This window comes from Chryseobacterium formosense (genome assembly GCF_900116415.1).
Classification (GTDB): domain Bacteria; phylum Bacteroidota; class Bacteroidia; order Flavobacteriales; family Weeksellaceae; genus Chryseobacterium; species Chryseobacterium formosense.
The window spans coordinates 1051408-1064945 of record NZ_FPAP01000001.1; the positions used below are offsets into that span (position 1 = coordinate 1051408).

Below are 13538 nucleotides of genomic sequence, written 5' to 3' on the forward strand. Positions count from 1 at the left end.
AATTACTGTTTAATAAAAAAAGCACTAAAATATTTAGTGCTTATCAATTAAAATTTATAATCTTTTTATTTTTTTACCCAAGAGAATTCAAACTGTAAATCGGGTGTTGCAATTCTGTCGGTAATTTTTTGTAGTCTTGAAGGGAGCTTCATTAGATATTCCTGAGCTTTTTCAGCCTTTTCGGTAAGGCCGGTAACGTGCTCAATTTTCCATTCATCCAAAAGATCTTTCAGGATGTTGATATAATCCTGTCCTGTATAAACCATGCATCTTTGTGCCGCATCCGAAAAATGTCCCCAAAGTTCACCTGCTTTCTGACCAGACTGTCTCATCATGTGTGCAGGCATCACGATTTTTTTTCGCATCATATCTTCAAATGCTAAAATCAGTTCTGAAGGATCTAATTCTAATATCTTTGCCACAAAATGTTTGTAAGCTTTAGCATGTCTTGCTTCATCTGCAGCAATTACGCCACACATTTTTGCCAGTTTACCATTTCCGGTTTGTTTTGCTAAAGTCCCTACTCTTCGATGCGAAACGTTGGTTGCTGTTTCCTGAAAACTTGTATAAATAAAATTTCGGTAAGGATCCATACTTGTCCCAATATCAAAACCGTCACTGATGAGATATTGAGTTGTAATTTCCATCTGCCTCATATTTACTCTTCCGCATAAATACAGATATTTCCCAAGTAAGTCGCCATGTCTGTTTTCTTCTGCTGTCCAGGATCTGATCCAGCTTGCCCAAGTAGGCCCGCTTTTCTCCTGATCAATTCCGTCAACACTCATCAGCCAAGATTCGTAAGAAGGTAAAGCTTCTTCTGTAATACAGTCACCAATCAAAGTAACAAAAAGATCGTAAGGCATCTCACGAGCATAAGTTTGTATCTCGTCTAAATCATATTTAAAATCCTCACTTGAAGGATCCGGTAAAAAATCTGAAGGTTGCCATATTTTTTCAATCGGAGTCAAAAATTTCTCAAGAAAAGAACCCACTTCCTTTTCCAAAATACCCATTACCTCTTTTCTTACCAGCTTATTGTACATCTAAAAATTAAGTTTATAATTTGCAAAGATATGATTTATTTATTATTTAGGGCATAATATTCTATGTATCTCATAACATGCCTGATATAAATCATAAAAAATACCGCTATCTCTATGATAACGGTATTTTTCCAACATTATTATTCAATTTTAGCTTATTAAAATATCTCCTGTCATCACAGCCGGAATTTCAACGCCCATGGTGTGTAAAATTGTTGGAGCCATATCTCCTAATTTTCCGGGTTTTAAATTCCAGTTTTTGTCTTTATCCATCACAATTAAAGGAACAAGATTTGTTGAGTGTTGTGTATTCGGAGAACCATCTGGATTGATCATGACATCAGAATTTCCGTGATCTGCCAAAATGAAAACTGCATAACCATGTTCATAAGCCATTGTAGCAACTTTTTCTATACATTTATCAACCGTTTCGGCAGCTTTTACAGCCGCTTCAAAAACTCCGGTGTGACCTACCATATCCGTATTTGCGAAATTTAAACAAATAAAATCTGCTGTTTCATTTTCCAGTTCAGGTAAAATAGAATTGGTGATTTCATAAGCAGACATTTCAGGCTTTAAATCGTAAGTCGGGACATCTTTCGGGCTCGGACAAAGCAATCTTTTTTCTCCATGAAACTCCTCTTCACGACCACCCGAAAAGAAGAATGTAACGTGAGGATATTTCTCTGTCTCAGCAATTCTGATCTGGGTTTTTCCGTTTCTTTCCAAAACTTCACCCATGGTGTCTTTTAAAACTTCTTCATCAAAAACTACATTTACATTTTGGTAGGTTTTATCATAATTCGTCAATGTAATATAATGCAACGGAAGTTTTCTCATGAAATATTCGGGCATATCGTGCTGACAAAGCACTTCTGTAATTTCTCTTCCTCTGTCTGTCCGGAAATTGAAGCAAATCACGACATCATTATCGACTATTTTCCCAACAGGGACAATGTTTCCGATCTGAGTTTCTTTTACCAAAATAATCGGCTTAATGAATTCATCGGTAACATTTTCATTATAAGAATGTTTAATTGCCGCAACAGCATCTGTTGTCTGCAAACCGACTCCTTCCACCATTGCATCGTAAGCCAATTTCACACGTTCCCATCTTCTGTCACGATCCATTGCATAATATCTTCCGATGACAGAAGCTAATTTTCCGGTTGTATGATTCATATGATCCTGAATTTCTTCAATGAATCCCAATCCTGAATGCGGATCACAATCTCTTCCGTCTGTAAAAGCATGAACGTAAACGTTTTCATGTAAGCCAAAATCTTTTGCAGCAGACAATAATCCTTTTAAATGATTGATATGCGAATGCACTCCCCCATTAGAAACCAAGCCAATAAAGTGTACATTTTTGTTTTCTTTTTTAGCATAAGCAAAAGCATCCTGAATTACTTTTTCCTGTCCCAAAGTTCCGTTTTCGACAGCCATATTCAGCTTTACCAGATTTTGATAAACTACTCTACCCGCTCCCAAATTCATGTGGCCTACTTCGGAATTTCCCATCTGACCTGCCGGAAGCCCTACAGCCAAGCCGCTTGCTTCTAAAGTGGTGTGGGGAAATCTTTGATAACAGCTATCTATAAATGGTGTATTTGCCTGTGCCAATGCAGAAACTTCAGGATTTGTTCCCAAACCCCATCCGTCAAGAATGGCTAAAATTGCTTTCTTCGACATTATATTTTTAATTTTTAACAAACAAATTTACCGATTTTATGATGAATTCGAGAATTTGAGGACTTAAATTTTTGTTTAAAAATGATGAAAAGCTTTGATGAAAAATGATAATCAATAAAGTTTTATTTATAATTTTGCTTTATGGATTTACGAGATCAACTAAAAAACCTTTTTCCTGAGCATGAAGAGCAGGATTTTGAAATGCCTGAAGAAGAATTTAAGCAGAAAGAACCATTGGTTTGTAAGTTTGAAAAGAAAGGCAGAAACGGAAAACCTGTAACGATTGTTGAAGGTTGGGAAGGCAGTGAGGAAGATCTGAAAAAGATTTCAAAAAAGATAAAAACCACTTTGGGAATCGGTGGTTCCGAAAAAGACGGTACCATTATCATTCAGGGAGATAACCGTGATAAAATCATGGCAATTCTGAAAGATTTGGGTTACAAAACGAAAAGAGTCGGCGGATAATTTAAAAATAAATCTGTGTCTGTGGCATTAAGATCTTAAGCTTATCAATTGTCGCTTTATTCATCGGATTTCCGGATAAAATAAGGGTTTTGAGATTTTTTAGTTTACTAAATTCTTTAGGAAGATCTTTTAATTGATTGTTCGCAAGATTCATACTTACTACATTTTTTAATCCTTTTACTTTAGGTGAAATTTTTTTAAGATTGTTTTGACTGACATTCAAAAATTCCAGATTTTTAGATTTAAATATTGATTCCGGTAGATTTATAATAGAATTTTGTTGAAGTTCGAGGTATTTTAAATTTCCAGGAAACCTTACATCCGTTAAATCATTGATCTGATTGGCTGCGAGATTGAGGTATTTTAAATTTTTAATTTGATGTAAATCTTTCTCAACAAAGCTAATCTGATTACCTGAAAGGTTGATTTCTTCGAGAGTTGCAATCTTAATGAGAGCTTCGGGAAATACACTCAGATTGTTTGCATCGAAATGTACTATTTTCAGATTTTGAAGTTTTGCGAAATTATTGTTGATCTTGGTTAAGCTATTCAGGTTCATTGAGAAGCTCGTAAGCTTTTTAAGATCACCAATTTCATCAGGAATAAATTTAATGCTGTTTCCGTTTAAATTTAATATTTCAAGTTGTTTCAGCTTAAAAATTTCATCATCCATCTTTTCTAAGTTGTTTCCCATTAAATTCAGGAAAAAAAGAGAATCCATCTTTGAAAGCTTGGGAGAAACATTGAATAAGCCTTTATCTCTAAAACTCATACTGTAAATGGTTTTACCACTTTTTAGAGCATCTTCTACATTTGTATAAGTAGGATATTTTAGTGGATCAATCTGTGCCTGAATATTTGACAGAGATAATATGGCAATAAGAAAAAGTAATTTTTTCATAATAAAAAAAGCCACCGACAAAGAAAATGCCGGCAGCTGAGAAAGAAAATTAGTAATTATTTTTTAAGGATTTTAACCGTTTTCTGGAAACCGTCTGCTTCGATGTTCAGCATCAAAACTCTTGAAACCTGAAGCTGTGAAGTGAAATCCAGTTCTAATGAACTATTTGATCCTGTAAACTTTTTAGTATAAACAATTTTACCATCCATGCTGTACGCTGTTACAGAAAGATTTTTAAGTGCTTTCGGAGATTCTATTTTCACTAAACCTGAAGTTGGGTTTGGAGAAACGGTAACTTCTGTTTCAGAAATAGCTTCTGATGTTCCTAAAGAACCTGTTGTTCCTAAAAACTCCTTCAATGCGATGATCATCGTAGCCGATTTACCTTTGTAATCAATTGTATTTCCTGTTGCATCAATATCGGTAGAGATTGAAGAATCCGGATGCTGAACAGAGAAGAATCCGAATTTGTGATCCGGCGTAAACGTCAATCCTGTCGGTTCTGAGCCTGCAGGCATTGAAGCAAACAGTCTTACGTTAGGATTTGCCTGAGTGTGTGTTGGAGCAACTACCCAAATATAGTTTTTACCACCATCCTGAAGAACCCAAAGATTTCCAAGTTCATCGAATGTTAAATTATCATTACCATCACCCCAAGTTTCTGTTTTAACGCCCTGTGCTGTGTTGAAAGAATACTGAGTGTTTAATCCGCCTACAAAAACTTCAACCTGAGAAGCTGTAGTTCCGTTATCCAGCATACGGTAAACTTTGTTCAGACCTTTCGCAGCAAAATAAACTTTACCATCGATCGGGCTGATTTCAATATCTTCGATTCCGTTGAATTTTGTTCCGCCTAAAGATTCTGCTAAAGTTGTCGTATTGTTTTGGTCTGCCTGAGTTTTATTCGGAACCTGAACCCATGTTGCTGTAGTCGCAACCGGATCTCCACCTGATAATCCCTGATCTAATTTCAGTACATATAAATTTCCTGAAGCCAAATTATTTGGGGTATCCATTACATATTTGTAAACCATGTGTGTTCCGCCATCTTCTCCGTAATAAGCCGTCGTTCCTGCATTGTTAACCACTACATTTTCGTGGTTCATGATTCCCATCTGCCAAAGCTTATCTTTTGTGCCGTTAGAATTATGAGACATTACCTGAGCGGTTGCAGGATTGATCTCAACCAACCATCCGTAATCTTTGTATCCGTCTGCATTGGTATCATTTCCGGTAACAGATTCTTCTGCCGTAACAATTGTTCCCCAAGGTGTAACTCCACCCGAACAGTTTCTGATGGTTTGTACCAAGCTCGTAGAAGAGAAATCTACTCCTCTTGATTTTGTTAATTGCCAAAGCTTTGCAGTAGGATTATAGTTGATTTCTGCCATCGTCACTCCACCTGGGTTGGTTTCATGATTTACAGATAAATAACCGTCTGTACTGCTTGCATTTTTAGGAACATAACCTGTGAAATCATTTTGTCCGCCTACTAATCCTCCACCTTCTGTATAAGCATCTCCTTCTTTAAGGATCATCTGGAATTTGTGCTCTGCCGGAATAATCAATTTTGAAGTCTGGTTGGTAGGAACTATTGAAGTAAAGCAGCTGATGTGAGTTCCCGTACAAGTATTTGTAGGAGGTGGCGTAGTTGTAGCCACTGTTTTTAAATAAGCATCAATAGTTAAATCTGAACTGGATGCACTTCTGTTGTGTAATTCGATTGAAATTCTGTTATTTCCCTGAACAAATTTACTTTTGGGGATTGAGAAAGTATTAATCGCCGTTTCTGCTCCGCCATCGATTATTGTGCTGGAAAAAGTACTGTGAGAAATTGTTCCTGCAGGCATATTGTCTCGGATTACTTCTTCACCGTTCAGATAAACGATAATACCGTCGTCTCGTCTTACACCAAATTCCATTGTATTAGTAAGATCTGCTAAGTTTACCGTAAAATCTTTTGTAAGATAAGCCGTATCAACACCTGATACGAAAGCAGTTGTTACAGGATCTCCATAACCAAGCGGTCCGTTTCCTGATGCCCATGTTGAAACATCATAATTAGTGTTTTTCCATGTTGCAGGAAGTGCAACGTCTGCGTCATTAAAACGCCAAGAACTTGCAAGACCGAAAATTGTGGTCTGAGCCTGCATTGCAGAGCTCGTAACTAAAGCAAGCATTGCAACTGTAAGTAGTTTTTTCTTCATTTTTAATACTTTTATTATTTCTGATGCAAAACTATTTTTTTCCTGCGAAGCCTTTATTAATAGGGTTTTAAATAAACAACGTTAAAAATTAACAAATCAAAAACCTAATGTTACGAGCATTAAATAATTGTTAAATTATATAAGGATGAAAAACCAATTAGAATTTTTATTTAGATTTTGTTTTACTAATGTCAGTAAGAGCATTCAGAAAAGCGATGATCTGCTTTATTTCAATCAGAGAAAGATCCAGTTTATCTGCGGGTAAAGTCTGATTTTTTATTTTTAAACCAAGACCTTCTGCCCCGCCCTGATTATAAAACTCCAGAACTTCTTCCAATGTATTGAATGCACCGTTGTGAAAATAGGGTTTTGTGAGGGCAATATTTCTTACGGTTGTTGTTTTAAAAGAGTTTTCATAGATCCATGAATCTTCTTTTTTTACATTACTTTTTATTCTTCCTCTGTCCGAATCTATTTCTAAAGGTAAATTCTGAACAGGTTTTTTGGTAACTCCCAAAACTTCAGATTCATTTTCATTAAAAAACGGCGGAACAAGCCCCGAAAACAACGGCGCGAAATGACATGTTGCACAATTGGCTTTCCCCATAAAAAGATTAAATCCTTTTTTGGCATCATCAGAAATTTCTTTTTCATTTCTCATAAATCGGTCGAAATCGCTGTCGAAAGAATATAATGAAGCCACATAAGAACTCAGCGCTTTTGAAAAGGTCTGCTTATCAATATTTGCGTTTTTGTAGGCTTTTTTAAATGCCTGTTTGTATTCAGGATTTAATTTTAATTTTTTGATGATGCTTTCATAGCTTGTATTAAATTCTTCTGAATTGTAGATAACGTGTTCTGCCTGTTGTTCAAGATAATAAGCTCTCATATCATAGAAGAATCTTTTAGCGAAGACAGCATTATAAAGAGATGGTGAATTTCTTAAAACCGTTTTTCCTTCTGCATTGCTCAAAGATTTAGTTTTAAGATCTGTGAATGCATTTTCGGGTAAGTGGCAGGTTGCGCAACTCATTTTACCATTGTCGCTTAAACTTATATCATAAAATATTTTCTCTCCTAAACTTCTCAGGTCAGCATTGTCTTCGGAACCTTTCAGCAAAGTAAAAAAATAAGGGTTAAGAAAATCGCTGCTGAAAAAGTTTTTATTGGAGGCATTCCAGCCGGAAAATTCTTTCAAATCATCTTCATTCCCGTCCCATTTTCCCAATTCTTCATAGATTGGCTGTAAATGTTTTTTATAAAATTCTATGCGGTCGAAACTTTCAAAATCTTTATTTTTTGAAAGATACAAGATGGCATCAGAAAACATTCTGTTAACATTTTCTTTATTGTAATTATCAAAATACGGATCGTCATTGATGTACTTTTTTATTCCCTGAAAAGCAAAACTTGCTTCTTCAGAAATATTAAGAGATCCCGGAGTATCGAAACCGGTAAGTCCCAAAGTATAGATTCTGATCAATTCTATTCTTAAAGGAAGCGTTTTATTTTTCCCCTGACTGGTCCCGTTTTTTATCGTGCTTGTATAAAAATTGTTATAATTATTATATAAATAACCCGTGATTTCAGAGATTTTGTCTTTTTGTTCGGCAGCTTCATCAGAAAAAATCAGTTCATCCAAAACCTGCAATCCTTCCGGAGGTAAAGTATAGGCTGTTGTTCCTGCCGCTTCTATTCTGAATAAAGGAGCTGCATTAAGATGTGTTTTTGAAAATTCAGGGTAATGATAGGCAATATAGAATTCTATTTCCTTGTAAGAATTTCTTGTATTGCTTAATGATTTCTGAAGCTCTTCCAGACTTACTTTATCTTCTTTAAAGAGCTCAACATCAGCTTTTAAACTTTCAAGCTTAAACTTAAAATCAGACAATCCGTTTCTGATAAAACTGCTTTCAATGGAGTGGCCTTTATCAACAGTATTGAATGACATGACGAAAATCGTTGTTAATAAGACTAAAATAACTATAGGATAAGATTTCATAGAAAAAATTAAACGCAAAACTATCATCCTAAGATTACCACAGTTTTAACAAGGAATTAAATAATGTTTATATTTATTTCATTTAAAATTCACTAATTTTAAATCCCCAAAAATTAAAACAGATATTCATTTTATAATTAAAATAAACTATGCTAAATAAACTTGCAGCTTCAGAATTGGTTCTGAACGATGACGGAAGCGTCTATCACCTTAATCTTTTACCTGAAGATATTGCCGATAAAATTATTCTGGTTGGTGATCCCGACAGAGTTCCTAAGGTTTCTAAATATTTTGACAAAGTAGAAATCAAAAAAAACAAAAGAGAATTTTATACCCACACCGGAACTTTGCGTGGCGAAAGAATTTCTGTAATGTCTACAGGAATTGGTACGGAGAACATCGATATTGTGATGAATGAGCTTGATGCTTTAGTAAATATAGATTTGAAGCAGAAAGAATTTAAAACCGAACATAAATCTCTGGAATTGTTCAGAATGGGAACTTGCGGAAGTGTAAATCCTGATGTTCAGGTTGATAATATGCTTGTTACCCAGAATGTGGTTGGTTTAGATGGTTTAATGCACTTTTATCAGGATTATCATTTTGAAAATGAATTTTCGAAGCAGTTTTTAGACAAATTTCCATATCAGAAGATTAAGCCGATGCTTTATTTCTCTGAGTGGTCTGAAGAATTGGGAGAGTTGTATAAAGATGCAAAATACCACGGAAATACAGCTACTTTCCCGGGATTTTATGCTCCACAGGGAAGACAGCTCCGTCTGAAAGCTCTGGATGACAAATTTCTTGAAACTTTGAATGATCTGGGAATTACCAATTTTGAAATGGAAACTTCTGCCATTTATGCATTCTCAAAATTATTAGGGCATAAAGCTATTACCGTAAATAATGTCATCGCCAACAGAAGACGAGGTGAGTTTTCTTCTGATCACCACGCTTCAGAAAAGAATCTCATCGAATGGGTTCTTGAAAGAATCATCAAATAAAAGTAAACAGGATTTCAAATTTTGGAATCCTGTTTTATTTTTCATTAATCATTGTTTGTCTCGGTATTAAAAGCATCGACAGATCTGCAGTATAAGATTATGAAAAATTTAACAGTCGATATTTTTGTTAGGAACAGTTCTTGTTTAATGATTGTCATAACACACTTAAATTATCATTATTATGGAAAACCAAGATTATAACAAAGCCGAAAAAGCTGTTGACAACACAGAAAATTCTTTGAGAAATGCAGCCAACGATGCGAAATGGAAAATCAGTGATCTTGCAGACAAAGCGAGAGATTATATCAACGAAAAAAGAAACAATGATGAAGAGGCAAGCCAGGAAGACTGGTTCGACAGGGTAAAAGCTAACGCAGCCGAAACTTGGGAAGATATTAAAGACGGAGCCAACGAAGCTTGGGAAAAAACAAAGGATGCAGCAGAAGATGTAAAGGCAGAATGGAATAAAAAAACAAATTAGTTTATTAGTCTTTTATATATTATCAAAGAAAACGGAGTCTTTTTAGTGAAGGCTTCGTTTTTTATTATGCTCTAAACACAAATTATTGCTACATTTGTACATCAATAAACATTAAAAAATTATGTCATACGGTTTACTTAAAGGCAAGAAGGGAATTATTTTTGGAGCCCTTAATGAACAATCTATCGCATGGAAAGTTGCTGAAAGATGCCACGAAGAAGGCGCAGAATTCATCCTGTCAAACGCTCCTATCGCTCTTAGAATGGGAGAACTTAATGGTTTAGCAGAAAAAACAGGTTCTGAGGTAATCGGTGCAGATGCAACTTCTATTGAAGATCTTGAAAAACTTTTTGATGCCGCTGTTGCAAAATTTGGTAAAATAGACTTCATCCTTCACTCTATCGGTATGTCTATCAACGTTAGAAAAGGAAAACATTATACAGAAATGAACTACGACTGGTTGGAAAAAGGCTGGGATATCTCTGCTGTTTCTTTCCACAAAGTAATGAGAGTGGCGTACGAAAAAGACTGTATGAATGAATGGGGAAGCATTTTGGCGCTCACGTATATTGCAGCACAAAGAACATTCCCCGACTATAATGATATGTCTGACAACAAAGCGTATCTTGAAAGTATTGCAAGAACTTTCGGAAATTATTGGGGTGAAAGAAAAGTACGTGTAAACACTGTTTCACAATCTCCTACTCCAACAACTGCAGGAAGCGGTGTAAAAGGTTTCGGAGGTTTCTTGGGATATGCTGAAGATATGTCTCCGCTAGGAAACGCTACAGCTCTTGAATGCGCAGACTATTGTGTAACTCTTTTCTCTGATTTGACTAAAAAAGTGACGATGCAGAATCTTTTCCACGATGGTGGCTTCAGCAGCTCTGGTGTTACTCAGAAAGTGATCAGTAAGTATGATGTTGAAAATTAATTTATTTTAAAGGATATAATATAAAAACCCATGCATTGACATGGGTTTTTGTTTTTAGTATTTATACTTATGTTTATTGATTCCAACCGGGAAATTCACCTTCTACATATCCTCCGTTCACATATCTGGAAGTGTCGTTTGTATGCCATGCGTATACTCCGGCAATCATAATTCCAAGATCCTGTATGTAATTGTAGACATTGTTTTGATGCTCTCCGAATGGTGGAAGATGCTCCTGTAAGATTAAAAATTCTTTCAAATATTCATCATGAATTTCCATGGATTTTTTATAAGCGTCAAATAATGATAAATTATTCTCTTTCTGCAAAACTTTTACAATATTCATCGTATCACCTTCTCTCTGAAGTTCTTTTGGCAATGAAATAATATCATTATGTATTCCTATCATTAATGAGCAGAGACTGTAAATGCGTTTTATATGAGGATGATCAAAAATTTCTTCAGGAAGATTTCGGTATTCTTTCTGTAATAGCACATAATCGCAATATGGCTGAACTCCGCTTGTCGCTTCCCTGATAAGAAGATAAACTGGTAAGGGCGGAACTGTGTTGGTTCGATAGTATACTTTTTCTTCAGAATAACCAATTAAAACATCCTTGATTGACTTTACAAATCTTTTATATATTTTTTCAGGAATTTCGCATTTCATGGCATCCTGTCTTAAAATCCAGAACAAATGAAATATTCCGTTTTCTTTGGGCTCCTGAGTATCTTCACCTGATAATAAAGCAATAATCTTGTTCATTATCTGATACATTTCATCACGCGAACAACGATCAAAATAATCATCCATCATTGCTCCGTTTGCTGTATAATTCGCCAAAGGTCGTAATTCTGCAATATCTTTCAAGAATGGGCATCCTCTTGCAGCAATATCTGTAAGGTGATGCTTCTTGTGCTTTTCTCTGGCTTCTGTACTTTGGAACGCATATTCTTTGTCGATCCATTCGTAATATTCTTCCCGCTGTTTTTGCATATCGGGATGAGTAAAATCGGGAAATGGGTAATGCGGTTTGGGAAGATGCTGTAAACCAGCAATAAACTCGTCGTTTGTGCTTACTGTTTTCATAATTATTTTGTGTTAATTTAAGGTCTGTTAAAAATAATACAAAATTATATACCACGCGTTTTTTTTTTACATCATTATAAATTATATCTAAAACATAGAATTTATGATCATTTGAACCCTATATAAACAGTTTCGGCGGAGCCAAAGGCTCCGCCGAAACATAATAAAAATGTTAATACGAAGTGATCTATAAAATTATAGTCTGTATAGAATGTGCAGGTGCAGATAACTTGGCCGACATTCCTTCGATCCAAAGATTCGTATCGATATCGTTGTCAGAGTCGTTCATGATGACAGTAACTAACTGTCCGTTTTCATTCATGAAAGTAGTAGAAGTTAAAGCTGCTCTGTTAGATGAGCTTCCGATTCTTTGCGCATTTGGCTTAATGAATTTAGAAACGTGACCAACATAATAATACTCATACGTATAATGAACTTCCCCGGTTTTTGTATCGGCGATGATTGGTGCAAAACAGAAGTTTCCAACGTGGTTTGGTCCGCCTGTTTCGTCAAGAAGTACATTCCAATCCGTCCATAAAACGGTTCCTTTGTTGAAATCGTTGATCATATTTCTTCCGTACAATTCGCCTAAGCTTACATCGTAAATTTTCGACATATCAAATTGCTCTTTGCAACCTTCCGTAAACGCTAAAAACTTATCAGGAAAAGCTCTTTGCGTTTCTAATAAATTGTCGAATAACTGAGTTTTGTTATTCCATGTTTCGTACCAGTGATAGCCGATTCCATGGGCGTATTTTGAAGTTTCAGGATCGCTCAAAGTAGTTGTAGCTCTTTGGTAGATCAAGTCTCTGTTATGATCCCAAATCATCACCTTTTTATCTTTAAAACCGTTTTTCCAAAGCGTTGGTCCTAAATTATTTTTAAGAAAAGCTCCCTCTTCTTCGGCAGTATAAATACAGGATTCCCAAGTCTGCGTTGCCATCGGCTCATTCTGAATCGTCAATCCCCAAACATTGATTCCTCTTTTCTCGTATTCTTTGATGAATTTCACATAATAATCTGCCCAGGTTTGATAGAAAGCATTTTCCAGCCTTCCGCCTTTCAACATACTTTTGTTCGATTTCATCCAGGCTGGTGGGCTCCAGGGAGAAAAATAGAAGGTAAAATCTTTTCCAATTGCTTTTTGAGCTTCCTTAATTAATGGAATTTTATACTTTTCATCATGCGCAACGTTGAATGATTTTAACGATTGATCATTTTCTGTTACATAAGTATAAGAATCGCTTGAGAAGTCACACGAGTTCATACTGGTACGAACAACCGTATAACCCAACCCATTTTTACCATAATAAGCATCAATAATTTCTTTCTGCTTATTCTTTGGAAGTTTATAAAAAGTTTCAGCTGATGCATCTGTGATAGCACCACCGATTCCGATCAGTTTTTGATATTTAAAATCTGGATCTACAAAAATACAGGCATCAGTTTCTTTTGGCTGATCCATCTTTTCGAATTTCACCATTCCTTTATCGACCATTTTTTCGTTGGTCTTAGAATTGGTGAAAATTACTTTCGCTGTTTTTCCTGCATTCTTTTTCCAGTAATTCTGAGCATTTGCATTGAATACAATTCCGATTACAAAACAACTTACAATTAGCTTTTTCATTTATTTCTTCTTCTTTTTTCTATTTATATTTAAACCACCCCGTCTAAATTTTCCTCGAATATTTATCCACCCCTCCAAAGGAGGGGAAT

Annotated in this window: 11 protein-coding genes; 4 read left to right on the forward strand and 7 right to left on the reverse strand. The window is 35.4% G+C overall.

The features are described from left to right. Positions 1-65: 65 nt before the first annotated feature. Both BM371_RS04990 and gpmI read right to left on the reverse strand, forming a co-directional pair. Entirely contained in the window at positions 66-1046 is a 981-nt protein-coding gene (locus BM371_RS04990) for an acyl-ACP desaturase (RefSeq protein WP_034676483.1), read from the reverse strand. Between the two features lie 150 nt (positions 1047-1196). Further along, the gene (gene gpmI, locus BM371_RS04995; protein ID WP_034676485.1) at positions 1197-2738 is read right to left on the reverse strand and encodes a 2,3-bisphosphoglycerate-independent phosphoglycerate mutase; all 1542 of its coding nucleotides are present in this window, start codon (positions 2736-2738) and stop codon (positions 1197-1199) included. A 141-nt stretch (positions 2739-2879) separates the two neighbouring features. Here gpmI and BM371_RS05000 point away from each other — a divergent pair, with 141 nt between their 5' ends. After that, positions 2880-3203, forward strand: a complete 324-nt coding sequence (locus BM371_RS05000; RefSeq protein ID WP_034676487.1) for a translation initiation factor — start codon at positions 2880-2882, stop codon at positions 3201-3203. 1 nt (position 3204) lies between these two features. On the opposite strand, the gene BM371_RS05005 is transcribed toward BM371_RS05000, so the two are convergent. The 3 genes from BM371_RS05005 to BM371_RS05015 all read right to left on the reverse strand — a co-directional run bounded on the left by BM371_RS05005 (position 3205) and on the right by BM371_RS05015 (position 8262). Continuing rightward, entirely contained in the window at positions 3205-4104 is a 900-nt protein-coding gene (locus BM371_RS05005; RefSeq protein WP_034676489.1) for a leucine-rich repeat domain-containing protein, read from the reverse strand. A 56-nt stretch (positions 4105-4160) separates the two neighbouring features. Further along, positions 4161-6311: an alkaline phosphatase PhoX gene (locus BM371_RS05010; RefSeq protein ID WP_034676490.1), complete on the reverse strand. Its 2151-nt coding sequence runs from the start codon at positions 6309-6311 to the stop codon at positions 4161-4163. A gap of 166 nt (positions 6312-6477) precedes the next feature. After that, complete coding sequence (locus BM371_RS05015) at positions 6478-8262, reverse strand: cytochrome-c peroxidase (protein ID WP_228376740.1); 1785 nt, start codon at positions 8260-8262, stop codon at positions 6478-6480. A 200-nt stretch (positions 8263-8462) separates the two neighbouring features. On the opposite strand from BM371_RS05015, the gene BM371_RS05020 reads away from it, so the two are divergent. The 3 genes from BM371_RS05020 (at position 8463) to BM371_RS05030 (ending at position 10732) form a co-directional block, all read left to right on the forward strand. Beyond that, positions 8463-9317, forward strand: coding sequence for a nucleoside phosphorylase (locus BM371_RS05020; RefSeq protein WP_034676493.1), 855 nt, complete (start codon positions 8463-8465; stop codon positions 9315-9317). 181 nt (positions 9318-9498) lie between these two features. Further along, on the forward strand, positions 9499-9798 hold the full coding sequence (locus BM371_RS05025) for a hypothetical protein (protein WP_034676494.1): 300 nt from the start codon (positions 9499-9501) through the stop codon (positions 9796-9798). Positions 9799-9919: 121 nt separating this feature from the next. Beyond that, entirely contained in the window at positions 9920-10732 is an 813-nt protein-coding gene (locus BM371_RS05030) for an enoyl-ACP reductase FabI (protein WP_034676495.1), read from the forward strand. A gap of 73 nt (positions 10733-10805) precedes the next feature. Here BM371_RS05030 and BM371_RS05035 read toward each other — a convergent pair whose 3' ends face one another. Further along, positions 10806-11822, reverse strand: a complete 1017-nt coding sequence (locus BM371_RS05035; protein WP_034676498.1) for a terpene synthase family protein — start codon at positions 11820-11822, stop codon at positions 10806-10808. A 187-nt stretch (positions 11823-12009) separates the two neighbouring features. Further along, positions 12010-13449, reverse strand: a complete 1440-nt coding sequence (locus BM371_RS05040; RefSeq protein ID WP_034676500.1) for a glycoside hydrolase family 30 protein — start codon at positions 13447-13449, stop codon at positions 12010-12012. Positions 13450-13538 lie beyond the last annotated feature (89 nt).

Excerpts from the sequence above, each read along its gene's own strand:
- BM371_RS04990 (WP_034676483.1), bottom strand. The coding sequence starts at position 1,046 with ATGTACAATAAGCTGGTAAGAAAAGAGGTAATGGGTATTTTGGAAAAG.
- gpmI (WP_034676485.1), bottom strand. The coding sequence starts at position 2,738 with ATGTCGAAGAAAGCAATTTTAGCCATTCTTGACGGATGGGGTTTGGGA.
- BM371_RS05000 (WP_034676487.1), top strand. The coding sequence starts at position 2,880 with ATGGATTTACGAGATCAACTAAAAAACCTTTTTCCTGAGCATGAAGAG.
- BM371_RS05005 (WP_034676489.1), bottom strand. The coding sequence starts at position 4,104 with ATGAAAAAATTACTTTTTCTTATTGCCATATTATCTCTGTCAAATATT.
- BM371_RS05010 (WP_034676490.1), bottom strand. The coding sequence starts at position 6,311 with ATGAAGAAAAAACTACTTACAGTTGCAATGCTTGCTTTAGTTACGAGC.
- BM371_RS05015 (WP_228376740.1), bottom strand. The coding sequence starts at position 8,262 with ATGTCATTCAATACTGTTGATAAAGGCCACTCCATTGAAAGCAGTTTT.
- BM371_RS05020 (WP_034676493.1), top strand. The coding sequence starts at position 8,463 with ATGCTAAATAAACTTGCAGCTTCAGAATTGGTTCTGAACGATGACGGA.
- BM371_RS05025 (WP_034676494.1), top strand. The coding sequence starts at position 9,499 with ATGGAAAACCAAGATTATAACAAAGCCGAAAAAGCTGTTGACAACACA.
- BM371_RS05030 (WP_034676495.1), top strand. The coding sequence starts at position 9,920 with ATGTCATACGGTTTACTTAAAGGCAAGAAGGGAATTATTTTTGGAGCC.
- BM371_RS05035 (WP_034676498.1), bottom strand. The coding sequence starts at position 11,822 with ATGAAAACAGTAAGCACAAACGACGAGTTTATTGCTGGTTTACAGCAT.
- BM371_RS05040 (WP_034676500.1), bottom strand. The coding sequence starts at position 13,449 with ATGAAAAAGCTAATTGTAAGTTGTTTTGTAATCGGAATTGTATTCAAT.